The organism is Calothrix sp. CCY 0018 (genome assembly GCF_963920925.1).
GTDB lineage: Bacteria > Cyanobacteriota > Cyanobacteriia > Cyanobacteriales > Nostocaceae > Rivularia.
In genome coordinates, this window is record NZ_CAWUDI010000009.1 from 78,818 (window position 1) to 101,932 (window position 23,115).

Sequence of the window (23,115 nt, forward strand, 5' to 3'; positions counted from 1 at the left end):
TCGTTATTGCACATCCACCCAATAATCAGCAGTAACAATTTTGCCGTTACGATTGAATTGACCCCACATTTTATATTTTCCTGGTTGGGGAAACTTAGTCATAAAATGAATCTCACCTGGGGGAGTATCTTTCAATGCATGAGCGTGAATATAGTTTGCTTCAGTTAGCGGTGCTGATTGTTTCAGGATAACTAAATGTCCTTTTTCACCCAAGTAATTTTGTAAATCTTGCGGTGGTTGATTACTTGTAGCATCTAATAAATTAAAAATTAAATGTACTTCTTGTCCAGCTTTGATAGTCGGTTGAGATAATTTGAGATTAGCTTTAGTATTACCAAAAGTTTTATTTGTCGCTAAATCGATTTTTGGCGTACTCAGATTTGTACCTGGAACTTGGACTTTTAAAGTTGAAACTTGTTCTGCTTTTCCAGCTACTTTATAATCGCTAAACAGTGTATAACCACCTGGCTTGGAAAAATCAGTTTGAACTTCAAACCGTCCGTTGCCTTTGTATGTAGGATGAATGTGATTAAAAGTCTCAAAATCGTCACTAACAACAATCAAATGCATTAGTTTTTCTTGGAATTGATCAAAATTGGTAATAGAATTACCTTGTTGATCTTTAATATCAATCGCTAGAGCTACAGGTGTATTAATATTAATTTTAGGCGGAACAATTAGTTTAGTTGTGGCATTTGCGGGTTCCAATTTAGATTCAGAATGACCACCATGATTTCCATGAGGATTTTCCTTGGTGTCAGGAGTTGTAGCACCCATGTTATGACCTTGATGAGGATTATCCGCAGCAACCGTAATGCCATTACTATCTGGTGTCTGACTACTCGAAATTTTGCTTGTACAACCAGCAGTAATTGCAATTGAAGTAATCGCAAGTGCAGTTAGAATACGCTTCATTTTTTCTCCAGTTTGCTAATTTTATTACTTACTGATTAAAATTAAATCGACCGTTTACTTTTTCACCACCAACATCTGCTATAACTCTTACTTGGTATTGACCTGGTGTAGGATTCTCTAACTCAGCAGCATAATGCTTCCCGCTGGCATCATAGGTAAAAGGAACTGTTTTTTGTGTTCCGTCAGGTGACTGAATATCAGCCGTAACATTGGCATTTGGTATTGTTTCGTGGTTGTCACCTGTTTGGAGGAATAAATCTAAATGTGTTCCATTAGCTTCTTTCTCAGGTACTAACTCTAAGTGGTATTTTCCAGTTTCTACAACTTGTCCACCTTTGCTTTCACTTGCGTTACTTGCAGCAGTTTCAACTTTGCTTGCGGTTTCAGTAGTACCACCATTTGTATTGCTGATATCAGAAGCTTGGTTGCTACAAGCACCTATAAATAATAAACTTGTACTAGCTAAAACGACAAAGCCTAATTTGAGCGATCGCATTGATTTACTCCTCACTGTTAATTAAGTTAGATAAAATTTCAATATTCTCGATTGGTCACTATATCTAATCTCCACCACAAAGATGAAATCAAGATGAAATTTATTTTCTTTTGTGAGCTAGTAGTCGATTTTACAATCCCATCGCATTGACTTGTTGGTGATGAGAGATATTGGTATTGCTTCCTTACGTCGCAATGACAGTTAGGTTTTTTTCGTTATGGGGTTTGGGGTGCGATTTATTGGGTTGATTGGATGCGATACTCATTTCTAAGTGGCTCTGCCGCCCGAAGCGTGAATTTATTGGTGGTTTAGAATATTGCGATCGCCCTCTTACTACCCTTCAAATAACCGGACGTACCACACGAATTAGCTTACCTTGTAATGATTCTTCTGCTGTTACAGCCTCATCGATCCGTGCTGCAAACTGCTCCCAATTCCGATTGTTGGTACAAACAATAATGCCGAAATGCTTATTATCACGACGATGCAAACAGATAAAATCATCTCTATTGATAGTTAAGATTGCCCTTTCTTGGCTGACGGCAAACGCTAACACTTCATCGTCAGGTATGCCTTGGTTAGCCTTTCCTGCTTCTCGAACTGTTAAAACATCATGCCCCAAATTACGTAAATGCTCCACAACCGGAAACGGAAACTGCTCATCTGCGTAAAAACGTGCCATCTGCTAGGCTACCTGATTACGCTCGATTGCCAATTGAATTTCATCGGGATGAGCTTTTGCATACACCCAAGCATTTGCTAAATCTTTAGCAGTAATGCTTGGATAGCTGATTAAAAGGTCAGCATCACTATATCCGAGATGGCGAGCTTCCAGCAGTACCCAAACTGGAATACGACTTTTTGCAATCCGTGCTTCTCCACCACAGACTCTGGGTGTTTTCTCAATTCCTTGCCAATTGCTACCCAAACTTTGAGCAAGTAACTGTATGACTTGTACTTTTTCGTCGGGACTCAGGGCAAGAAGTTGTTGCTCTAATTCTTGGAGTGTCACAAATTTAAATCCCTCACTATTTTGCCAAGCTACTTTTTATATTCCCATTATAGAGGGGTGCGATACTCACTTCTGAGTGGCTGCCGCCCGAAGCGTTAATTTCTGTTTATTTATGCCGATTTACTTAGTCAATTTGACAAATTCCTACGGCTTGTCCCAGACTTAGCTAGCGATCAATATTTTATGGTTAAATTTTATTCTCTTGTCGATCGCAGACAGGAACAACTTGCTCGTGGTTATCCAAATAAATCTCCGCTTCAGTTTCAAAGCTTGCATCGTCCGAAGCAGCATTAACTGCAACTAAGCCCGAACCCTGACGACGATTTCGTAAAAAATTCACACCTAAAACACCTAAAATAGTTATTAACGAGCCTCCTGCTGCTGTTATTAACAACAAGGGTATAGGCAAACTGTTACTGCTACTCTGCATTACTTCGGTGTGAGGAATATCTGCTTTCTTAGTACTTCCACCGCGCAAAGACTGAGCATAAAGCTGCGGCGCACGCTGCGTGACAATCATATCATCCTCAAATAAACCAGCCTTAACTTCGACCATATTCCCCGTTGTTTGTCCTAAACTGACTTCTGTAGGCTGGAAAGCATTTCCATTTTGCACATAAACTGTTTTCTTCCCATTAACATCTACAACCGCAGAGTTGGGAATTGCCAAAATTTCTGCCTCGGTTTTGTCTGTAAGTACTTCCAACTCAGCAAACATTCCAGGTTTGAGTTGTCCGTTTGGATTATTTATTTCCGCTTGGACGGGTACAACTTGCGTTTCTTCCTGCACAACTGAACCAATGCGGGTAATCTTTCCTGCAAAAGTAATGTCAGGGAGCGAAGCAACTTTTACTATTGTCTTTTGATTAATTTTTACTTTGTCTAAATCTTTTTCATAGATATTCGCTGTTGCAAAAACTTGATTATCATTAATAATCGTCATCAGCTTGCCACCAGCATCTTGGAGAGATTGACCGATGTTAACTTCACGGTCTACAACAATGCCATCAATGGGTGCTGTTATCGTTATTAGCCCTTTAGCATTAGCAGTAGTTCCTAACTGTTGCAATCTGGTATTGTAAGTAGTATTACTCAGGTTGAGCCGTGAATTTGCCACTTTGACATCGGACTGGGCGCGTTTGAGTTGCGCTTGTGCTTCTAAAACATCTCGGCGGGCAATAGCTTTTTTGAGTTGAGTTTGTGCTTCGGCTACAAGCGATTGAGCAGAACGTAATTCTCGCAGGGGCAAGTCAACTTCAGCCTTTTTGACTTCAGATTCGGCTTGAACTACTTCTGGACTGCTTTTTGCTCTAGCAAGTTCTGCTTTTGCTTTGGACAACCTAGCTTGAGATTCTAGCATTTGTCGTCTCGGTAATGCACCTTTTTCGACTAATTCCCGATCTCGGTCATATTGTTCTTGAGCCACTGCTACTTCTATGGTAGTTTGTGCTATATCTGCCGAAGCTATTTGCTGCTGACGTTTGAGGTTTTCTTGAGCAACTTTGAGAACTCCACGCTGGTTTACTAATGCCAAATCGCGGTTATATTGTGCAGTTGCTGCTGCTAATTGGCTGCGCGTCTGTGCTATTTCAGCGTCAGATATTTTTTGCTGCCTTACTAGATTTTCTTGGGCTAATTTCAAATCGGCTTGTGCTTTCTGCAATTCACCTTGTGCATCCGCTTGTTTTTCTTGAGAATTTACGCGCAACTCTACTAACTCAGGCGAAGCTATCACAGCTACAGTTTCACCCTTTTTAACTTTAGTGCCGGGTTTAACTAATAGTTCAACAACTTTGCTCGTTAGCGGTGCAGTCACCTCAACTTTTTGGTCGGGTAAAGTTTCACTTTGCCCTGTAGTTTTTATACCTACATCCAACCGTTGTTTTTTCGCAGGTTCAACTTTAATACCTAATCTATTAGCAGTATCAGCGTCAACTTGAATTGAAGTAGTTTGGGCTTCACCCCCGCTTTGAAATTCGTCCCCATGTCCGGCATGTGCCAGTACTGCTGCGGGAGATGCAAGCAAAGATAGGCTCAAGATTGTGCTAGAAATATAACGAATTGCTGTAGATTGTTGGCAGCGATAAGATTTAGGCATAGTAATCAATCATAAATATTAGCTAGAAAAAGAAATTATATTTATAAAAATTATTAAACAAAATAGGCTTGGTATTTAGTGTACTTTTCGGCACCTGATTACTAGTGTGACATCGCAATATGAAATTAGGATGAAATTGAGAATATTTTCAGCACTGACAAAATTTCTCAAATTATTGGTGCAGTTGATCTACTAGACATCTCCGGAAAACATTCACTACAGTTGAAAACCTAACCCCCCTACCCCCCTTCCCTGCCAGGGAAGTGGGGTTTAAAGCCTCTCTCCTGCTCCGGAGAGAGGTTTGGAGAGAGGTCTTTTTCCTAACCGGAGATGTCTACTAACCTAACGAGTAATTATCCAAATAAATCTCCGTTTAAGTTTTTAATCTTACAGATTCGTCTCCGAAACGTAATTTGATCGTCGCAATCGTATTAGACATCTCCGGAAAACATTTATAGTTTTAAATTTACAGATTTACCTAACCCCCCTGCCCCCCTTCCCGGAGCAGGGAAGTGGGGTTTTAAAGCCTCTCTCCTGCTCCGGAGAGAGGTTTGGAGAGAGGTTTTTTTCCTAACCGGAGATGTCTATTAAACCCGAACCAAATTTAATAGGAAATAAATTTATGCTTTTAGTTCACGAAAAATATCAGTCTAGCTTTGATGTTGCAATGCGTTGTGTCGTGGAATGCGAACATTGTGCTGAAGCTTGTATGGGTATGTCAGAAATGGTGCAGTGCGCTCGTAGCTGCTTAGATTGTGCAGAAATTTGTCGTACTGCTGCAACATATATGGTGCGAGGTTCGCGCTACATTCCTCACTTAGCGCGTGCTTGCTCAGAGATTTGTGAAGCCTGTGCAATTGAATGTGAAAAGCACGATGCAGAACATTGTAAGAAATGTGCAAAAGCCTGTCGAGACAGTGTAGAAGAATACAAAAAAATTGCTGCCGTAGCAGCATAAGCTTTTCAGTTACGAGTTACCAATTAACAGTTACCAGTGAAATAAATAGGTGATTGTTGCTCACTGCTAACTGATAACTGATTTAAACCAATAAGGAAAAATCTAAAATGGAATCCAAATCTAGCATGAAGCCCTACATTAGCCTGCTAATTTCACTGATAATTTCTTACATCGTAATGTTAGGTCTGATGCTTTCGCGGGTTAACGAGCTTGACAATTTGTTCCTTAGCCTTAACCAAGTCTATATGTCTGGACTAATGGTATCAACGATGCTGCTCATCATGCTGTTCGCAATGGGTTCAATGTACAAAAACAAAAAGTTAAACATTGCGCTTCTTGCTGTAGGAACCGCATCGATATTATTGTTCTGGACGCTTGTGCGAACTCAAGCAGCAGTAATAAATCAACAATTTTTGCGTTCAATGATTCCACATCACGCTGCTGCTATTTTGGTATGTCAGCAAGCATCGATTACAGATGAACGTATTCAGGAGCTATGCACGACTATTGTCCAGACACAGAAGGAAGAGATAAGAATCATGAAATCACTTATGAAATAGTCTGAGTCATAGTAGCGAACATTGAAAGATTTTCATATCTAAATATTTTTCGTGGTGAGTAGTATTTAATTCATATCTTCCACCACTGGCACAAATATCGGTATTCATCCTACGATAGGTGAAGAATTTTTCACCATGCGCTAAGTTTAACAAGGTTTTTCTACGCATCATCACTTAGGCTTTAACAAGTAGAAACATCTAAATGTAAAAGACAAACTTTTCCAAGCCCCTAACTTTTTTTATTAACAGAGGAGATACTTTAGCTTATGACTTTTAATTGGGCACACACACATTTACTTCTGAATCATTTTCCGATTGTAGGTGCAATATTTGGTCTATCATTATTAGTTTATGCAATGGTAAAAGACAGTAAAGAATTAAATCTTGCTACTTACTGGCTTTTTATAATCATTGCTTTACTAACAATACCTACATATTTTGCTGGCAAACAAGCCGCAGGTATTGTTCTTGACCTTCCTAACGTTTCGGAAGCTTTTGTTCACAAACACCGAAACATTGCCGAGTGGGCTTTTATTGCTTTAGAAATTACCGGAGCTTTTGCTTTAATGGGTTTATTAATCTCTAAAAGTCCGAGAAAAACTCCTAATTGGCTTACAGCTACATTCGTCATATTTGTAATAATTTCTACAGGTTTAGTTTCTTGGGCTGGATTGCAAGGAGGAATTATTAGACATACAGAAGTGCGAGGAGATTTACCATTTTTGATGCCAGATGATGTAGAACTTAATAATAATCAAGGTTCTCAAACAGAAAAAGGGGGAGAAGAATCTGAAGAATCTGGACATTCTCATTGAGTTTTGAAATCAAAAATATCAAACCAATATTTTCTTGATGATGTAGAAAAAATTTTTTAGTTTTATCCTTTCGGTACATACTATTTTTACTAAAAAAAGAGATTTTTGAAATAGCTAAAAAATCTCAAATACTGTTAGTTAAGCAATCAAAATAAGGAGCTAATCATGTCTAAGATAGGTTTGTTTTTTGGTACTCAAACAGGAAATACTCAAACAGAAGCTAAAATAATTCAGAAAGAGTTTGGAGGTGAATCAGTCGTGGAATTGCAAGAAATTTACCAAATTGAACCAAGCGATTTTGATGAATACGAAAATATTATTATCGGCTGTCCGACTTGGAATATCGGTGAATTGCAAAACGACTGGGAAGAGTTTTTCGATCTTATTTCTCAAGAAATAAATTATTGAATTAAAATACTTTTATTGTATGAATACCGATTTAATATCTACTTTACGCATTTAAAGCTTACTTTAGCTCGTACCTGATTACTTGTAGGGCTTTGATGAAAGACTATGCAATACTCCTTCAATCTGCAAAAAATATTTTTTTATATCCCTTGACTCTCTAGCCTACTAGAGGGTTTACCATATCATCAACAAAGTAAATTACTGTTCTTGATTCTTAAGACTATGACTATTCAACTAAAAGTTCCAAATATCGCTTGTTCAGCTTGTATAAATACTGTAACTAAAGCGATCAAATCAGTTGATGCTGATGCCACTGTAGACGCTGACACAAAAACAAAAATAGTTAATGTTCAATCTCAACAATCAGAAAACAAAATTAAAGAAATTATAGCTGAAGCGGGCTATCCTGCTGCTTAATTTTGATTTGAGTTAAACAAATACAAAAAGCGGGTTTTCTCGTTTTACTAATTAAATTCCGATTATGGATACCACCACCCTTAAACTGCGAGGTATGAGTTGTGCCTCCTGTGCAAACAGCATCGAAGAAACAATCAATTCGATTCCCGGAGTTAGCGAATGTAATGTTAACTTTGGTGCCGAACAAGCTACTGTTAAGTATAATCCTCAGAAAACTGACATTAAAAGTATTCAAGATGCAGTTGATGCGTCTGGATACAGTGCAACTCCCCTACAAGAGCAAGAAATGATTACGGGGGAAGACGATGAAGATAAAGCCGCCAGAAAAGCCGAATCCCGCGACTTAATTCGTAAGCTGATTTTCGGAGGTGTGATTAGTGCTGTACTAATTATTGGTTCATTACCAATGATGACGGGGTTAGAATTGCCCTTTATTCCGGCATGGTTGCACAATCAGTGGTTGCAGTTAGCACTAACTATACCCGTACAGTTTTGGTGTGGCTATAGATTCTATACCGGAGCTTGGAAAGCTTTGAAGCGCCACGGTGCTACAATGGATACCCTAATTGCTTTGGGTACTTCGGCAGCGTTTTTCTATTCGCTGTTTGCAAGCATATTTCCCGATTTCTTTCTCAATCAAGGATTGATGCCGGAGGTATATTATGAAACTGCTGCGGTTGTAATTACCTTAATTCTTTTAGGACAATTTTTTGAAAATCGTGCCAAAGGACAAACTAGCGAAGCAATTCGTAAATTAATTGGTTTACAGGCTAGGGATGCAAGAGTAATTCGTAACGGAAAAGAAGTAGATGTTCCGATTCAAGAAGTTGAGCTTGATGATATTATTTTAGTACGTCCTGGGGAAAAAATACCTGTAGATGGAGAAGTTGTAGAAGGTACATCTACCATCGATGAAGCAATGGTGACGGGGGAAAGCGTACCCGTGAAAAAGCAACCCGGTGATGAAGTTATCGGCGCAACTATTAATAAAACTGGTAGTTTTAAGTTTAAGGCAACAAGGGTAGGAAGCGATACCGTACTATCGCAAATTGTGCAGTTAGTTAGACAAGCGCAGGGAAGTAAAGCTCCTATTCAAAGATTAGCAGACCAGGTGACGGGATGGTTTGTCCCGGTAGTTATAGCTATTGCAATTTTTACTTTCATCATCTGGTTTAATTTCATGGGTAATATCAGCCTCGCTTTAATTACCACGGTGGGTGTTTTGATTATTGCTTGCCCCTGTGCTTTGGGTTTAGCAACTCCGACATCAGTAATGGTTGGTACGGGTAAGGGTGCAGAAAATGGTATTTTGATTAAGGGTGCGGAAAGTTTAGAACTCGCTCATCAAATCAAGACGATTGTTTTGGATAAAACTGGGACTTTAACGGAAGGAAAACCGACTGTAACTAATTTTGTCACGGTACGCGGTACTGCTAACCAAAATGAATTTAAACTTATTGGATTGGCAGCTAGTTTAGAGCGTAATTCCGAACATCCTTTGGCGGAAGCGGTAGTTAGATATGCTGAGGCTCAGGGTGTGGAGTTAGTAAATAGCCGCGATTTTGAAGCAGTTGCTGGAAGTGGCGTTGAGGGATATGTTTCCGATAAACTTGTGCAAATTGGTACTAAACGCTGGCTGTCTGAAGTTGGAATTGATACCAATTTATTCCAAGAGCAAAAAGACAATTGGGAATCCCTCGGACAAACCGTAATTTGGATTGCGGTGGATAGAGAAGTTGAAGGTTTAATGGGAATTGCCGATACTTTGAAACCTACTTCTATTGAAGCCGTAAAAGTCATGCGTAAGTTGGGCTTAGAAGTAATAATGTTGACCGGAGATAACCGTCCCACAGCAGAAGCAATTGCGGATGAAGTTGGTATTGACCGCGTTTTTGCAGAAGTTAGACCAGACCAAAAAGCCTCTGTTGTCAAGTCTTTGCAAGCCGAAGGCATAAGAAAAAAGGGTAAAAATAAAAGTTCTCAATACAAAACAAAAGCATCCGTTGTTAAAATCGTGGGGATGGTGGGAGATGGTATAAACGATGCTCCAGCCTTAGCGCAAGCCGATGTGGGAATGGCAATTGGTACCGGAACAGATGTGGCGATCGCCGCAAGTGATATCACATTAATTTCTGGCGATTTGCGTTCAATTGTGACGGCAATCAAGCTTTCTAAGGCTACTATCAATAACATTCGCCAGAATTTATTCTTTGCATTTTTCTACAACGTTTTGGGTATTCCCATCGCTGCGGGAATTTTATTTCCCATATTTGGCTGGTTGTTGAATCCGATTATTGCTGGTGGTGCAATGGCTTTTAGTTCGGTTTCGGTTGTTACCAATGCTTTGCGTTTGCGTAATTTTCGGTTGAAGGGCGAGGGATAGTTATTTATGTTTAATAAAAAAAAGATTTTAAGCGGTATTGCTGGGGCGGGATTTTTTCTATCGGTTGCTTCTGGAACAGCTTTGGCTCAAAAACCTGTAGAAATGCCTGCTTCCAAACAAGAAAACGTGCAGTTTCGCCGAATTGAGCAACCTTTAGGATTAAAAGTTGCTGTGACTTTAGGCGGTATTGGTTTGATTGGATTAGAGTTATGGTGGTTTCTTTTGAGTAAATCTAAAGCCGTTCAAGCTAATAGAAATCAAGATATACAAGAAATCACAATTATTGTAGATGGCGGCTACGAACCAAATCAAGTTGTTGTGGAAGCAGGGCAACCAGTGAGACTTAACTTTGAAAGGCGCGATGCTAGTAGCTGTTTGGAAAAAGTATTAGTTCCAGATTTTCATATTGCTCAAGATTTAACCCTTAATCAAGTGACAACCGTAGAATTTACTCCCGAAAAACCGGGTGAATATCCTTTTACTTGTGGGATGAATATGTATCGAGGAAAGATTTTAGCTCAATCAAGTTAAAGATTAAATGAGCAACATTGATTGATATTAATGGAAAAATTTATTCCTCAGTAAAACATTTTGGTTTACACATATTTATACGTTAAGTATTAATTTTTACCAAAAGTCAATGCCCATTTTAAACTAATACATAGCAATCAAATAAAAGCTTTTACGAAAAAAAAGACTCCTTTTAAGAGGCATTTTATTTGCTAAAAATTGCTGCTTTTGCACTGTAATTAAACGAATCAACACGCTCATTAGTTCCCCTGGATTTGAAGTTGGTACTAATGGAGTACAGTCGCGTATATTTGCATAACCGAGTTGATGCAGAACCTGAATTGTTCTCGTTACTGCTTTACTTGAACCAATCAATTTATTTAAGCTGTCTACTGATTGAATTGCCTCTTGCTGAGACGTGAATTTTGAATTCAGTAGTTTTTTAAATTGATTTGACGCGCTAATATATGACTTAGATATTCTCTTTTCTAATTACCGTAAATCAGATTTTTTAGTGCAAAAATAAATTAGTGAGCTACTACAGTTTGGGTTGTAATTCGGGATGCATTTTACTTTTTTTATTCCTTACCCTTTCTCCCAATTGGAACGCACATCGGAGTCCCAGAAACTGGATCTGGAAAAATTTTGCATTCCAACCCAAACACATCTAAAACCATCTTTTCGCTCATTACCTCTTCTGGTTTACCTTGCGTATAAATATTCCCCTCATTCACCGCTACCAAGTAATCAGCATAACGACAAGCTTGGTTTAAATCATGTAACACCATTACCAAGGTTCTTCCTTGATTTTGATTCAATTCCCACAGCAAATCCATCACCTCAATTTGATGCGCTAAATCTAAAAAAGTTGTGGGTTCATCTAACAGTAAAATATCAGTATTCTGAGCTAAAGCCATTGCAATCCAAGCACGTTGTCGCTGTCCCCCAGATAAAGTATCTAATTCACGTTCCGCTAGTTCCTTCATTCTGGTAGTTTCTAACGCTATCTCAACAAAACGTTCATCTTCCTTCGTCCATTGCTGCAACCAATTTTGATAAGGATAACGTCCGCAAGCGACTAAATCTTTTACCGTCAAACCTTCTGGTGCAACTGGTGATTGAGAAAGAATTCCTAACTTTTTTGCAACAGCTTTTGTCGATAGTTTAAATACATCAGTAGAATCTAAATAAATGCTTCCGTTATAGGGTTTCAATAATCTTGCTAAACCCCGCAACAATGTAGATTTACCACAGCCATTGGCACCAACTAAAGCAGTGATTTTACCTTGAGGGATGCTTAAATCGATATTTTTAATTATTTTGGTGTTATCGTATCCTAATGTTAGGTTTTTGGTTGAAAGTTGGTAATGAGTTTTAGTTGCTAGTTTCATTTATAATTTAGAGATTGAATTGAGTCTGTAAACGCAAAGGTACGCGGAGATTTGCGCGGAGATACGCTGAGAAGTTATTTCTAGTCTTTTGTTTTATCTTATTTTCTCCGAGTTCTAATTAACAAATAAACAAAATAAGGGGCACCGATAACAGCAGTAACAATTCCACAAGGTATTTCTATGGGAGCGAATAAAATTCTTCCTAAAAAATCAGCTATCACTACAATCATTGCTCCGGTAATTGCAGCCACTGGAATTAATCCTTCATGGATATTACCTACTAATTGACGGGCTATATGAGGTGCGATTAAGCCCACAAAACCTATTGTTCCTGCTGTCGCTACTGCTGCACCTGATAAAGCAGCACTAATTAACAATAAAAAACTCCGCTGCCATTCTACTTTACTACCCAAGCCTTTAGCCGTTTCTTCTCCTAAATTCAAAACATTTAACTGAGGTGCATTTGCTAAAGCTAACGGTATAAAAACAATTAACCAAGGTAGTAACGAGAAAAGCTGCTCCCAACTGCGTCCGTAAACGCTTCCTGCTAACCATACTAAGGCTTGACTGACATTATTAATATCGCCAAATGTCACCAATAAATTAGTAAAAGCACCAGCAACAGATGCAATTCCGACACCTATTAAAATTAAGCGTACTGGATGCGTACCTCTATTCCAAGCTAAAAGATAGATTAATAACGAAGCTATCAAAGCACCGCCGAAAGCAGCTACAGGTAATACTCCCGCAGGTAAATTTGGTAATAATACAATTAAACTCACCGCAGCCAAACTCGCACCGGCGTTAATACCAATAATTCCTGGATCGGCGAGGGGGTTACGAGTTATACCTTGCATGATGGTACCGGAAATCGCTAAAGCCATACCCACAAGACAAGCGGTAAGGGTTCTAGGTAAGCGTAAGGTATTGATTACAAATGCATAATCTGCATTTCCCGTATCTATTCCCAAAACAGTTTGAATAACTGCAAGCGGTGGAATGGGATATTCCCCGAAGGAAGTATTCATCACCATTGCCGTTAAAGTAGTCAGAATTATTATTAACAAGACAATAGGAACCCGCTTTTTGAGACGGAAGGAAATCGGGAGTAATCGAGAACGAAAAACTATTGTATTTGTCTTCATTTCTTCACCTTGGTTTTAGCTAAATAAATGAAGAATGGCGCACCGACTAAAGCTGTCATAATACCTACGGGGATTTCTTGCGGATTAATAATTAATCGAGCTGCGATATCGGATGCTAAAAGTAATATGGCACCAAATAAGGCGCTATAGGGCAGAATCCAACGGTAATCTACCCCTACCACAAACCGGACAATGTGAGGAACCACCAAACCGATAAATCCAATCCCACCAGCAACTGCGATCGCACTTCCATCTAATAGCAAAACGCATACAGCAGCAACGATTTTTACCCATGCGGTTTGTTGCCCTAAACCTTTAGCGATATCTTCCCCCAAACTTAAAATTGTGATTTGTTTGGAAATAATTAACGTTAATACCATGCCGATGCAGACATAAGGTAGAATTTGTAGAATCAGACTTGTATCCGCACCAGCTAAAGAACCCGCTAGCCAAAAACGAATTTCTTCCAAAGTACTTTGACTAATAATTAATATGCCAGTGGTAAGGGAAGCGAGGAAAGCGCTAATCGCGGCACCAGCAATAGTTAAGTTGAGTGGAGTAATGCCGCTACGACCTAAAGAAGCTAAAAAATAGACGCTCACCGCAGTAATTCCCGCACCCGCAAAAGCGTACCATACATAAACACTCGGCGATGACACACCAAATAAAAAGATAGCCATCACCACCGCAAAAGCCGCACCTGCATTAATTCCCAGTATTCCGGGGTCAGCTAACGGGTTACGAGTTATACCTTGCATGATGGCACCCGCAGTCGATATTGATGCTCCTACTATCATTGCCAGTAAGGAACGCGGTAATCTAACAGTACGGATAATTAGATGTTCTCTCGAACCGTCGAAGGATATTAACGAATCATAAACACCTTGCCAAGAAATATCAGCCGCACCGTAGGAAACGCTAACAAAAAGACAGATGATAAGTACTATACATCCTACTATTAAGCCAATTACAGGTTTCGCTCGCGATACTATCTGCATATGGGTTTTTGTGGAAATTGGTTTATCCCGCTTAGAATTACGTTATTCATTATTATTTACAATTAGTATTGATGAAAAAATCTTCAAAAAACAAATTATCAAGCACGAAATTGGGACTTAGACAAGCATTTGCGTACCATAAATTAAATCTGCGGTTTAATCTAACTAATTCTTTAGTCATAGAAATAGGCTGCTAATCAAATAACATTTTAAATTATTGCTATTATTTCTCAATATATTCAATTAATTTAGTATATTTTTTGCAATTTATCAATAATATTTCTTAAAAATGCTGCACGTACACAGTAAATAATAAGCTGTTTCATCCTTCGCCTCTATGAAGTTTTTCAATTAAAGAGTGAAACGGAGCAAAAGCCTGTAAAATTTCTAGGTGCCCAGAAACCCGGTTTTTTGAAAAAATCGGATTTTTATAGCGAGTTTCACAGCTTGCTTTATAGAAATAAGTAATAATAATATGCTGTCTATAAATTACTTATAAATATCCCCTCTTGCACCAATAGCGTAAATTTCAATATCTTGGGAATCAATATCAACGGTAAAAATAATTCTGTTTTTGCCTACACTTGTACTGTAATATCCTTCCCAATCGCCTTTCATCTTTTTTATATCTAATTCCGTGAACGGGATAACCCCTAAGTCTTCAATAGCTACAAAAATTTGATTTATTTCTTCTCGAATATTTTCGACATCTTCAGGATTTGCTTTGTCTAAAATTTTAATCGCTTTTTTGCGAAATTTGATTGCCATGTTTCACCCAATCAGTCATATCAACTACTTCATCATCTTCATCATCCGAAGGTAAACCAAATTCAGCTTCAAGTTCGCTTTGTTCATCATCACTTATGTAAGGTACAAGAATTTGGCACAAGCGAAGTCAATATCCTGTTATACTTCACGCATTGTTTCTTTAATTAATGCTTTTAATTCTTGAATTTCCACTATCACTCCTAAAAAGCAGAGTTGAATCTGTAATCTGTTTTCAAATGCTATCACAGTTTGGAAACGGACTTTTAAGGCAACAAACATTCTCTTGGTGTAATGCCATACTTACGCTTAAAGGCTGCTGCAAAGTGTCCCAAATGCGTATAACCTACCAAATTTGCAACTTCAGCCACAGTCATGTTAGTTCCCCGCAAAAATTGTTCGGCTTTCTCCATGCGTTTCTTGGTAAGATAACTGAATACGGTTGTGCCAAATAGCTTTCTAAATCCACGTCGCAGAGTTCTGTCACTTACCCCAACTAATGCAGCTAATTCTATCAACGAAGGAGGATTTTCTAAACGAGAAAGGATAATTTGTTTTGCGTGGTGAATCCGGGCAATGGTATCCGATTTTAACGATACTGCTTGAGGAACTCCTTCATTTTCAAGAATTGGAGATAGTTGTAAAGCGATTAACTCTAGCACTTTCGCTTGTAAATAAATTCGTTTTGTTATTCCTTGATAGGGACAATTCAATATTTGTTGCGTTAAAAATCGCACTACTAGGGTCATTTCTGGATAAATTAGGGTTTGCCAATCATCTCCCTTTGCCAAAAACTTTAACTCTGGAGGAATCCCCCCATCTTTTCCAGGAAAAAAAGTTGCTAACAAATCGGGGGACATATGAATATCAATTCCCATTATCCGGGAAGATTGAAAATACTCGACCTTCATCCTCTGTTGAATACCACCCCCAGAAATAACCGTGTTTGCTTCCCCAAGGCACCCAAATTTACTTTTAACTATCCCTGAAAGCAACACAGATAACTGTAAGGGATGACTTGAAGTCGGGTATCTTAGCAAATAATCATCGTGAAATTCATGGTCTAAAATTGTTAGCAAAAGCTCGGGATGAAGTTCTGTATCTATCGCATATCCATTTCCTAAAAGCTTCGGCATTTCTCGATACACTTCAAATGATTCTATAGATGAAGCTTGAGGACTATTTTGTGTTGCTTCATGCCAAAGTTCCTCTTCCTCTCTTAATGTGAGTGCGATCACCATAGCTGGGGGGATTGGTAATTATAAAATTAATGATACTATTTCTCAATTAAAAAGGTAAGTATCCTAGTTTGACGAAAAAACAAACAACTTAAAATATTTTTGACAACAGAGCTTCAAATAATTAACATGAAATTATCAGTTTTTTTTATGAAAATATGACTCTTAGCCTTCGTAATATTTATCCGCTCTCAGAATTCCAACGGGGTGCAAAAGCATTTTTAGAGAAGCTTAGGGGAACCAAAGAGCCTATTGTTCTCACGGTTAATGGTAAAGCATCTGTGGTTGTTCAAGATGCCGAAAGCTATCAAGAACTGCTGGATCGACTGGAACTTTTAGAAACAAGTGTAGGAATTCGCAAAAGTATGGAGGAATTCGAGCTTGGTAAAGGTATGTCTCTAGACAAAGCATTCGAGCAACTCCGGGATAAGTATGACATACCAGATTGAAATTTCGCCGACTGTGGATGCGGGAAACTTCTTTAGATCAAGCTCATCGATGGGTTAGAGGATGCTACGAAATCATGCTGACTTTAGAAAAATTTCCTACTCGTTGTCGTATGTCACCAGAAAGCGAGTATATGGATATAGAAGTACGACAATTAATTTACAAAAAGCGCTTCCGAATTTTGTTCACTGTTATTCAAAACTTGGAAGAAGATGAGGGGATTGTTCGTATTCATAGAGTTCGTCATGGTTCACAACAGGGATTGCGTGATTCCAAACAGTTATTAGAAGATAGCGATGAATAAATTTAATCAAAACCGATACAATTACACAAATTAAGCTTAGGATGCATTAACGAGGTATTTATAAAGGTCATCAATGACAGCATTAGCAGCAAGCGGATTTGCGACAATCCAAGTCCAGCCATCTACGGGATAAACTTGTCCTTGTTGAACTGCTTTCAAGTTTCTCCACAAAGGTTTTTTCAATAAATTTTCCAACATCCTCTTGTCATTTTTACTGAAATTTAGAACAAACAGAACATCACCATCTATTAGTTCTAATTTCTCTTGAGAAATTGCTTCAATTACACCATTCGGCTTAATTACATCTTGTGATTTGGGACGTTGCAAACCTAAATCGGACAAAATAGAGCCGGAAAACGAGTTTTTAGTATGGGCTTCGATTCCGTATTTATCGCTGACATGAGCAACAGATATTGTTTTACCTAAATATTTATTATTTAAAACTTTTTTCAGTTCTTTAATTCTCTGGTTATAGCTGTTTAATATTTCTTGTCCGCTTTCTTGTTTTCCTAATGATTCAGCTAAAAATTTAGTATATTCTTTCCAGTTCTCACGAGATGATATTGTTTTATCTTTTGGAATCAATAAAGTAGGACTAATCTGAGCAAGAAGAGAATAGTTTTTTTGATGAAAATCCCAACCTACAATTAAATCGGGTTTTAATTGGGCTATTTTTTCTAAGTTCGGTTCATCGTTTAAATTACCTACTATTTCTATTCCTTTTACTTTGTCTCTTAAATACTCGGGAAATTTATCCAGGACACCTGTAACTGGAGTCATTCCTATCGGTTTAATACCAAGTGCTAGTGTATTAGCCAAAGGTGGAGTATACAAGGTAATAATTCGTTGCGGGTTTTTGGGAATACAAGTTTCTCCCATTATATGTTCAACTTTTCGGCATGATGCAGATGAATTTAGCTGCGTCTGTTTTGGCTGTAATTTATCGTTGTTGCAAGCGGAAATTGATAAAAATAGAAGCGTTGCTAAAAAGATTAGTAAAAATTTAAACCGTTTCGGTAAAAACATAAATTGCATGAATATTCGGTATATCTTAAAACCTCACCACGCCACTTGCTACAAGTCGGGGAACCCGCCCAACGCAGTGGCTCCCCAACCCCTCTCCTTAATAAGGAGAGGGGATATAAAGCACAGCTTTATCGGCGTGAGGTAATCGCTGTACCTTAGTTGCTTAGTAAACGTTATATTCTATTCACTTTCTGAATTTCAATTACCAATTACCAATTACCCATTCTCAAAATTCCCAACTAACGGAACCGACGACTGTAAAAGGTTCACCTCTGAAAAGAAATAAATCTCCACCATCAGAAGCTCGAAAATAGTCTGTATTAAATAAATTACGAATATTGATAGCTGATTTAAAACCATTTTTACGATAGTAAATTGCAGCATCGGTACGTAAATAATCTCCTAGTTCAAAGGAATTATCTAAATCTCCTTGTCTTTGTCCAACATAAAACAATCCTAAACCAAATCCCAAACCTTTTAGATTACCTTTCTGAATATCGTAGGTTGTCCAAAGACTTGCTTGATTGGTAGGGACATTCGTTAATTTATTACCTTCAGAAATACTATTATCTTCGGTGACTTCGGCATTAGTATAAGCGTAGGACGCAATTACTTTCCAACCCGGTGAAATCTCACCTTTTACATCTAATTCAATCCCTCGACTTCTTTGTTCTCCTACCTGGATAGAAAAATCGGGATTATTGGGGTCGGGTGTTGTAATATTTGTCTTAGTAATTTCATAGGCTGCTAAAGTCGTTGAAAGTCTGCCTTCTAGAAAATCGGCTTTAACACCTGCTTCATATTGCGTTCCTTTACTAGGCTTGAATTCTGTACCATCAGGATTTGACCCGAAGGTAGGGTTAAAAGATTGACTATAACTTGCATACAGAGAAACAGATTTGCTTGGCTGATATACTAACCCAATTCGAGGACTGAATGCACTATCATCTTGCTCTTGAGTTTCTTCCTCAGGTACTTCAGTTCTTTGGGAAATCCAATCTAAACGTCCCCCAATCAAGACTTTCAAGTTATCTTGAAGGCTAATCTGGTCTTGAAGGTACAACCCGTATCTTGTAATAAAATTAGCGTCGCTAAAAGCTGGGACGAAATTTTCAGGTCTTGGAACATCGTAATTTGGGTTGAAGATATCTAGACTAGGAACACTAGCGCTAGAGAATGCAAAGGTATCTTCGTAGCGATTGACATCAAATCCTACTAACAATTGATGTGTAATTGTTCCCGTTTTAAAATTACCAACTACATCTATATTTCCGTAATAATTATCTCTGGTAAATTCGCGGTCATAAGCTTCTAATTCTATAGCGCTATCGTTTACTAGTGAAAATGGTCCAGCAAATCTGTCTTCGACATCGCTAACAGCAGCAGAGAAATTATTCCGAATCTGCCAATTTTCATTAAATTTATGATTTAATGCATAACCAAATTTTTGAGTAGTAAAATCTCTAAAAGAGAAGTCAGGATATCCCAAGAAGAAACTTCGAGATGATTTGCTCCCATCGCTCAAAAGAAAAGAATAATCTTCAGGAGGATTACCATAATAGTTGATGTATTCGTAGTATAAATTCAGGTCTGTATTATCTCCCAGTTTTGCTGTGATTGTTGGTGCAATTGTAGTTAGATTTGATGTGGCAAAATCTTGAAAACTATCTGAATTTTTATAGCTAGCGTTAAAGCGATAAAGCAGGGTTTTATCTGTATTTAGCGGACCGGATAAATCGATGCTGGGTTGGAAAAATTCACGATTACCTACCCCTAAACCGAAGTTGAAATAAGGTTCGCTCAGGGGCTGTTTGGTGACAGCGTTGACAATACCACCAGGTTCCACTGCTCCGAAAAGCACTGAAGCAGGTCCTTTAAGAACTTCTATCTGCTCAACGGTTCCAATACCCGTCAAACCAACACGGTCTGTATCTCTAATCCCATTTCGGAACTGTTGCGATTGTGAAAAACCTCTGATGACTACAGAACCTGTAGGAGCATCAGGATAGCCTCCATTGTATACAACACCACTTACCGTTTCTGTGGATTCAATTACAGTTCTGACATTACGGTCTTCTAATACCTGTTTCGGAACTACCTGAATTGATTGGGGAATATCCCGTATCGGTGTATCAGTTCGAGTCGCACTAGTAGCATTTGGCACTATGTATCCATCTCGCTCCCCCGTAACTATCAATTCAATTGTTTCATCTTGCTGAGTTGGTTTTTTTGAGGGAGTTTCATTTGCAGGCTTCTCTGGTTGTGGTTGGGTTTGCTCACTCTGTGGTTTGGGTTTTTGTGCTGTAGAAGCAGCAGGTGATAACCCAAAAATCAAACCTTGACCACTATCAAATAATTCAACTTTCGGTAATGCTGTTTTACCAGTTGCCGTAATTCTGACAGTATTTGCATTTAAATTTATAACTGTTATTTCAGTAATTCCATCTAGAGGTGTTTCCGAACTAAATTTAAATGTATCTCCTGATGGTAACTTTAGTTGAGCGTTAGGAATATCGGCAATGAAATTATTACCACTACTGCGATTTATTACTTGTAACTGCCTTGCTTGAGATGTCTGTAGAATTACTTCCAAGCCTTTTTCTGTGGGATTGGCTTTCACTCCCGTAATTGTAATAACTTCTATTGGGGTTGCAGGTGAATTATTTGGTGCGGGTTGTTGTACCAGCATCCGAGCATTAGTAGAAGGAAATTCAATTTCGCTGACTTGATGAATTTTAGGACTTTTCTGTTGCTGCGTGCGTAAAGATGCAATTAAACGTGCCTTATTATCTTGATGCTTCGGTTTCTCCTTAGCCAATCCCGGTTGAACTGTAATAATACTTAAATATCCTGAAAGGCTCAACAAAATCCATAGACGAAAGCTAACGGATAAACACCACGGCTGCATAATAGCTCCTTTTAATTTAATATGTATACTTCTCGCACTCTCGGACAGAAGCAAACAATAATTGAGAAATATTACTAACTTCAGTGGAGCTAAGTGTAAAGAAGTTACAGCAAGTAAGTCTATCCAAAAAAGCCTTTATTATCCCGAAACGACTTTTTTACCCAAAAAACATTGACTTGGTGTAATACCATACCTTCTTTTAAAAGCAGTAGCAAAATGTCCCAGGTGGGAATAACCTACTAAATTTGCAACTTCTGCAACGCTACTGTTGTTTTGTCGCAATAGTGTTTCTGCTTGTATCATACGTTTATCTGTAAGATAGCCAAATACGGTTTTCCCAAAAAGTTCTCTAAATCCTCGTTTAAGAGTAGTTTGACTAACCCCTACCATCTGCGCTAATTCTAATAATGATGGTGGATTTTCTAAACGAGAAAGTAAGATTTCCCTAGCGTGATGAATTCGGGTAATAGTTGCTGCTTTGAGTCGTACTGATGCTTGCTGTTGTCCTTGCTGGGCTAAGAAAGGAGCGAGCTGTAAAGCAATTAATTCCAGTATCTTAGCCTGTAAATACATGCGTTTGGTTATTCCTTTATAGGGACAATCAATAATTTGCTGTACTACTCCCTGAATGGCTGGAGTTGTTTGAGGATAAATTAATGTTTGCCAATCATTACCTTTATTAAGAAACTTTAATTCCGGTGCTGTTTCTACATCATTTCCAGGAACCAAATTTACTAAAAACTCCGGTGTCATTTCAATATAAACACCTATTACCCTTTGAGAGTCACGATAACATATATCAAATTCACGTTGAACCCCACCACCAGCAATAAACGTATTTCCTCCCCCTACTTGTCCGTATGTATCCGTATACATCCCTAAAGCTAAAGCACCGAATTGAAGCGGATGGTGATTTGCTGGGATTTGAACCGATACATCGCGATGATATTCTTCGTCAAAAATACACAAGCATAGTTCGGGACGCAATTCAATAGTTCGTCTATAACCTTTACCTAGTTGTCTGGGTATTTCACAAAAATGCTCAAATTCTTCTAGGGCTGGATTAGATTTACTATTTTGTTTGCTTTCCTCTAACAGTTCATCATAGTCTTTTGAAGCAATAGTTATTGTCATCGTTGGGAATTATTAAACAATTTATCAAGATTTAATGATAATTAATTGTAATAATTTTACCGCGAAGATGTAGTTAGGGCAATATTTCACGGGTAATAGGTGTTTATATCCGAGTTTGATTCACAATTCTGAACTCAAAGCAGCCACAACCTTCTCCACTAACAATTGTGCGGAAAGCGGGCCACCAAATACCCAAGTATCTGCTTCAATAGGGTAAACTCGTTTTTGCTGGACAAACTTTAATCCTTTCCACACGGGATTATTCTGTAAGTTCTGCCAGTAAATGTTATTATCTGCGGAAATATAGATAAAATTGGCATCTTCTACTTTAGGTAACGCTTCTACCCAAACCGTATTAAATCCAAAAGCATCAAATTTACCTTCAAATGCATTTTCTAAACCAATTTTATTTAATATTTGTACTGCCATTGCATTATCAGTGAATAATCGCAACTGCGGCGCACTATCGCTTAATTGTCCTAAAATAAATTTGCTTTGAACCTTTTTTAAATTACTAAGTTGTTTTTGAGCTTTGTCAAAAGTTTGCTGCATTTCTTGTAATACTAATTTCCCGGTATTCTCGCGGTTAACAGTGTTAGCAATTTTGAGAAATGTTTGCTGCATTTCCTCTAATTGATTTGCACTATTTGCTGAAGAAGAAGGATTAAATAAAAAGGTTGGAGCAATAGATTTAAGTAAATTATAAGTTTCTTTATGTCTTAGTTCTACTCCTAAAATTAAATCTGGTTTCAGTTTCGCGATAGCTTCTAAACTGGGTTCGTTTCGGGTTCCTACATCAACTAATTTGTCTGATAATTGTGGCTTGATATTAACAAAGTTGTTATAACCTTTAATATCAGCAACTCCGACTGGTTGAATCCCTAGCGCAAGTAAATTCTCGACGTAAACCCATTCTAAAGCGACGATTCGAGTTGGTGTTTTTGAAGTATTTGATTGATTTGTTTTTGGAGAAATATTTGATTTATTTTCGCAAGCAATTGTTAAAGCAGACATTATTGTTGTTCCGAGAAAAAAGCGTCTGCTGTGTTTTTTCATGGGGTTTGTCTCATTGAATTATATATTTTGGATAGCTATCTTTACAGCAGATAATTACTGATTTCAAAAACCGCAGAGACGCGGAGAGCGCAGAGGAAGAATAGGGAGAGGGGGAGAGGGGGAAGGAAATT

24 protein-coding genes and 1 pseudogene are annotated in these 23,115 nt (G+C 38.2%); 9 read left to right on the plus strand and 16 right to left on the minus strand.

Annotation, left to right across the window (positions count from 1 at the left end; all coding sequences use genetic code 11):
• Window positions 1-3: 3 nt before the first annotated feature.
• From ACM03V_RS08865 to ACM03V_RS08885, 5 genes are all read right to left on the minus strand, one after another.
• Window positions 4-915 (minus strand): hypothetical protein, encoded by a 912-nt coding sequence (locus ACM03V_RS08865; RefSeq protein WP_414620399.1) that lies wholly within the window; start codon window positions 913-915, stop codon window positions 4-6.
• Window positions 916-943: 28 nt separating this feature from the next.
• Entirely contained in the window at window positions 944-1,411 is a 468-nt protein-coding gene (locus tag ACM03V_RS08870; protein ID WP_414620400.1) for a hypothetical protein, read from the minus strand.
• 340 nt (window positions 1,412-1,751) lie between these two features.
• Window positions 1,752-2,093 (minus strand): DUF5615 family PIN-like protein, encoded by a 342-nt coding sequence (locus ACM03V_RS08875; protein WP_414620401.1) that lies wholly within the window; start codon window positions 2,091-2,093, stop codon window positions 1,752-1,754.
• Between the two features lie 3 nt (window positions 2,094-2,096).
• Window positions 2,097-2,423: a DUF433 domain-containing protein gene (locus tag ACM03V_RS08880; protein WP_414620402.1), complete on the minus strand. Its 327-nt coding sequence runs from the start codon at window positions 2,421-2,423 to the stop codon at window positions 2,097-2,099.
• A 187-nt stretch (window positions 2,424-2,610) separates the two neighbouring features.
• Entirely contained in the window at window positions 2,611-4,521 is a 1,911-nt protein-coding gene (locus ACM03V_RS08885; RefSeq protein ID WP_414620403.1) for an efflux RND transporter periplasmic adaptor subunit, read from the minus strand.
• Between the two features lie 622 nt (window positions 4,522-5,143).
• On the opposite strand from ACM03V_RS08885, the gene ACM03V_RS08890 reads away from it, so the two are divergent.
• On the plus strand, window positions 5,144-5,479 hold the full coding sequence (locus ACM03V_RS08890; RefSeq protein WP_414620404.1) for a four-helix bundle copper-binding protein: 336 nt from the start codon (window positions 5,144-5,146) through the stop codon (window positions 5,477-5,479).
• A gap of 281 nt (window positions 5,480-5,760) precedes the next feature.
• Window positions 5,761-6,039, plus strand: coding sequence for a DUF305 domain-containing protein (locus ACM03V_RS08895; RefSeq protein WP_414620405.1), 279 nt, complete (start codon window positions 5,761-5,763; stop codon window positions 6,037-6,039).
• Window positions 6,040-6,045: 6 nt separating this feature from the next.
• Here the strand turns inward: ACM03V_RS08895 and ACM03V_RS08900 are convergent, their stop codons facing one another.
• Window positions 6,046-6,210: a hypothetical protein gene (locus ACM03V_RS08900; protein WP_414620406.1), complete on the minus strand. Its 165-nt coding sequence runs from the start codon at window positions 6,208-6,210 to the stop codon at window positions 6,046-6,048.
• A gap of 95 nt (window positions 6,211-6,305) precedes the next feature.
• Here ACM03V_RS08900 and ACM03V_RS08905 point away from each other — a divergent pair, with 95 nt between their 5' ends.
• From ACM03V_RS08905 to ACM03V_RS08925, 5 genes and pseudogenes are all read left to right on the plus strand, one after another.
• Complete coding sequence (locus ACM03V_RS08905) at window positions 6,306-6,854, plus strand: hypothetical protein (RefSeq protein WP_414620407.1); 549 nt, start codon at window positions 6,306-6,308, stop codon at window positions 6,852-6,854.
• A 165-nt stretch (window positions 6,855-7,019) separates the two neighbouring features.
• Window positions 7,020-7,235: pseudogene (locus ACM03V_RS08910) on the plus strand (flavodoxin domain-containing protein); the annotation flags it as partial.
• A gap of 249 nt (window positions 7,236-7,484) precedes the next feature.
• A complete protein-coding gene (locus ACM03V_RS08915) occupies window positions 7,485-7,679 on the plus strand; it encodes a heavy-metal-associated domain-containing protein (RefSeq protein ID WP_414620408.1) in 195 nt (64 codons plus the stop codon).
• A gap of 64 nt (window positions 7,680-7,743) precedes the next feature.
• On the plus strand, window positions 7,744-10,062 hold the full coding sequence (locus ACM03V_RS08920) for a heavy metal translocating P-type ATPase (RefSeq protein ID WP_414620409.1): 2,319 nt from the start codon (window positions 7,744-7,746) through the stop codon (window positions 10,060-10,062).
• A gap of 6 nt (window positions 10,063-10,068) precedes the next feature.
• Window positions 10,069-10,593 carry a cupredoxin domain-containing protein gene (locus ACM03V_RS08925; RefSeq protein ID WP_414620410.1) on the plus strand — a complete coding sequence of 175 codons (525 nt, stop codon included), beginning with the start codon at window positions 10,069-10,071 and terminating at the stop codon, window positions 10,591-10,593.
• Window positions 10,594-11,150: 557 nt separating this feature from the next.
• On the opposite strand, the gene ACM03V_RS08930 is transcribed toward ACM03V_RS08925, so the two are convergent.
• The 6 genes from ACM03V_RS08930 to ACM03V_RS08955 form a co-directional block, all read right to left on the minus strand.
• Complete coding sequence (locus ACM03V_RS08930) at window positions 11,151-11,963, minus strand: ABC transporter ATP-binding protein (protein WP_414620411.1); 813 nt, start codon at window positions 11,961-11,963, stop codon at window positions 11,151-11,153.
• A 98-nt stretch (window positions 11,964-12,061) separates the two neighbouring features.
• Window positions 12,062-13,108: a FecCD family ABC transporter permease gene (locus ACM03V_RS08935; protein WP_414620412.1), complete on the minus strand. Its 1,047-nt coding sequence runs from the start codon at window positions 13,106-13,108 to the stop codon at window positions 12,062-12,064.
• On the minus strand, window positions 13,105-14,106 hold the full coding sequence (locus tag ACM03V_RS08940) for a FecCD family ABC transporter permease (RefSeq protein WP_414620413.1): 1,002 nt from the start codon (window positions 14,104-14,106) through the stop codon (window positions 13,105-13,107). The genes ACM03V_RS08935 and ACM03V_RS08940 overlap by 4 nt, the downstream gene beginning before the upstream one ends.
• Window positions 14,107-14,595: 489 nt before the next feature.
• The gene (locus tag ACM03V_RS08945; RefSeq protein ID WP_414620414.1) at window positions 14,596-14,874 is read right to left on the minus strand and encodes a type II toxin-antitoxin system RelE family toxin; all 279 of its coding nucleotides are present in this window, start codon (window positions 14,872-14,874) and stop codon (window positions 14,596-14,598) included.
• Window positions 14,843-14,995 (minus strand): hypothetical protein, encoded by a 153-nt coding sequence (locus ACM03V_RS08950; RefSeq protein WP_414620415.1) that lies wholly within the window; start codon window positions 14,993-14,995, stop codon window positions 14,843-14,845. Before ACM03V_RS08950 ends, ACM03V_RS08945 begins: the two co-directional genes overlap by 32 nt.
• Window positions 14,996-15,137: 142 nt before the next feature.
• Window positions 15,138-16,112, minus strand: coding sequence for a helix-turn-helix transcriptional regulator (locus ACM03V_RS08955; RefSeq protein ID WP_414620416.1), 975 nt, complete (start codon window positions 16,110-16,112; stop codon window positions 15,138-15,140).
• Between the two features lie 155 nt (window positions 16,113-16,267).
• Here ACM03V_RS08955 and ACM03V_RS08960 point away from each other — a divergent pair, with 155 nt between their 5' ends.
• Together ACM03V_RS08960 and ACM03V_RS08965 are read left to right on the plus strand one after the other, a co-directional pair.
• Entirely contained in the window at window positions 16,268-16,558 is a 291-nt protein-coding gene (locus tag ACM03V_RS08960; RefSeq protein ID WP_414620417.1) for a type II toxin-antitoxin system Phd/YefM family antitoxin, read from the plus strand.
• The gene (locus ACM03V_RS08965) at window positions 16,555-16,860 is read left to right on the plus strand and encodes a type II toxin-antitoxin system RelE/ParE family toxin (RefSeq protein ID WP_414620418.1); all 306 of its coding nucleotides are present in this window, start codon (window positions 16,555-16,557) and stop codon (window positions 16,858-16,860) included. The genes ACM03V_RS08960 and ACM03V_RS08965 overlap by 4 nt, the downstream gene beginning before the upstream one ends.
• Before the next feature lie 36 nt (window positions 16,861-16,896).
• Here the strand turns inward: ACM03V_RS08965 and ACM03V_RS08970 are convergent, their stop codons facing one another.
• The 4 genes from ACM03V_RS08970 to ACM03V_RS08985 all read right to left on the minus strand — a co-directional run bounded on the left by ACM03V_RS08970 (window position 16,897) and on the right by ACM03V_RS08985 (window position 22,942).
• Entirely contained in the window at window positions 16,897-17,895 is a 999-nt protein-coding gene (locus tag ACM03V_RS08970; protein WP_414620419.1) for an ABC transporter substrate-binding protein, read from the minus strand.
• A 217-nt stretch (window positions 17,896-18,112) separates the two neighbouring features.
• On the minus strand, window positions 18,113-20,794 hold the full coding sequence (locus tag ACM03V_RS08975) for a TonB-dependent siderophore receptor (RefSeq protein ID WP_414620420.1): 2,682 nt from the start codon (window positions 20,792-20,794) through the stop codon (window positions 18,113-18,115).
• A gap of 138 nt (window positions 20,795-20,932) precedes the next feature.
• Window positions 20,933-21,928 (minus strand): helix-turn-helix transcriptional regulator, encoded by a 996-nt coding sequence (locus ACM03V_RS08980; RefSeq protein WP_414620421.1) that lies wholly within the window; start codon window positions 21,926-21,928, stop codon window positions 20,933-20,935.
• Window positions 21,929-22,048: 120 nt separating this feature from the next.
• Window positions 22,049-22,942 carry an ABC transporter substrate-binding protein gene (locus ACM03V_RS08985; protein WP_414620422.1) on the minus strand — a complete coding sequence of 298 codons (894 nt, stop codon included), beginning with the start codon at window positions 22,940-22,942 and terminating at the stop codon, window positions 22,049-22,051.
• Window positions 22,943-23,115 lie beyond the last annotated feature (173 nt).

Excerpts from the sequence above, each read along its gene's own strand:
- ACM03V_RS08885 (WP_414620403.1), bottom strand. The coding sequence starts at position 4,521 with ATGCCTAAATCTTATCGCTGCCAACAATCTACAGCAATTCGTTATATT.
- ACM03V_RS08865 (WP_414620399.1), bottom strand. The coding sequence starts at position 915 with ATGAAGCGTATTCTAACTGCACTTGCGATTACTTCAATTGCAATTACT.
- ACM03V_RS08890 (WP_414620404.1), top strand. The coding sequence starts at position 5,144 with ATGCTTTTAGTTCACGAAAAATATCAGTCTAGCTTTGATGTTGCAATG.
- ACM03V_RS08955 (WP_414620416.1), bottom strand. The coding sequence starts at position 16,112 with ATGGTGATCGCACTCACATTAAGAGAGGAAGAGGAACTTTGGCATGAA.
- ACM03V_RS08980 (WP_414620421.1), bottom strand. The coding sequence starts at position 21,928 with ATGACAATAACTATTGCTTCAAAAGACTATGATGAACTGTTAGAGGAA.
- ACM03V_RS08895 (WP_414620405.1), top strand. The coding sequence starts at position 5,761 with ATGCTGTTCGCAATGGGTTCAATGTACAAAAACAAAAAGTTAAACATT.
- ACM03V_RS08875 (WP_414620401.1), bottom strand. The coding sequence starts at position 2,093 with ATGGCACGTTTTTACGCAGATGAGCAGTTTCCGTTTCCGGTTGTGGAG.
- ACM03V_RS08940 (WP_414620413.1), bottom strand. The coding sequence starts at position 14,106 with ATGCAGATAGTATCGCGAGCGAAACCTGTAATTGGCTTAATAGTAGGA.
- ACM03V_RS08945 (WP_414620414.1), bottom strand. The coding sequence starts at position 14,874 with ATGGCAATCAAATTTCGCAAAAAAGCGATTAAAATTTTAGACAAAGCA.
- ACM03V_RS08900 (WP_414620406.1), bottom strand. The coding sequence starts at position 6,210 with ATGATGCGTAGAAAAACCTTGTTAAACTTAGCGCATGGTGAAAAATTC.
- ACM03V_RS08935 (WP_414620412.1), bottom strand. The coding sequence starts at position 13,108 with ATGAAGACAAATACAATAGTTTTTCGTTCTCGATTACTCCCGATTTCC.
- ACM03V_RS08925 (WP_414620410.1), top strand. The coding sequence starts at position 10,069 with ATGTTTAATAAAAAAAAGATTTTAAGCGGTATTGCTGGGGCGGGATTT.
- ACM03V_RS08975 (WP_414620420.1), bottom strand. The coding sequence starts at position 20,794 with ATGCAGCCGTGGTGTTTATCCGTTAGCTTTCGTCTATGGATTTTGTTG.
- ACM03V_RS08970 (WP_414620419.1), bottom strand. The coding sequence starts at position 17,895 with ATGCAATTTATGTTTTTACCGAAACGGTTTAAATTTTTACTAATCTTT.
- ACM03V_RS08930 (WP_414620411.1), bottom strand. The coding sequence starts at position 11,963 with ATGAAACTAGCAACTAAAACTCATTACCAACTTTCAACCAAAAACCTA.
- ACM03V_RS08985 (WP_414620422.1), bottom strand. The coding sequence starts at position 22,942 with ATGTCTGCTTTAACAATTGCTTGCGAAAATAAATCAAATATTTCTCCA.
- ACM03V_RS08905 (WP_414620407.1), top strand. The coding sequence starts at position 6,306 with ATGACTTTTAATTGGGCACACACACATTTACTTCTGAATCATTTTCCG.
- ACM03V_RS08915 (WP_414620408.1), top strand. The coding sequence starts at position 7,485 with ATGACTATTCAACTAAAAGTTCCAAATATCGCTTGTTCAGCTTGTATA.
- ACM03V_RS08920 (WP_414620409.1), top strand. The coding sequence starts at position 7,744 with ATGGATACCACCACCCTTAAACTGCGAGGTATGAGTTGTGCCTCCTGT.
- ACM03V_RS08960 (WP_414620417.1), top strand. The coding sequence starts at position 16,268 with ATGACTCTTAGCCTTCGTAATATTTATCCGCTCTCAGAATTCCAACGG.
- ACM03V_RS08870 (WP_414620400.1), bottom strand. The coding sequence starts at position 1,411 with ATGCGATCGCTCAAATTAGGCTTTGTCGTTTTAGCTAGTACAAGTTTA.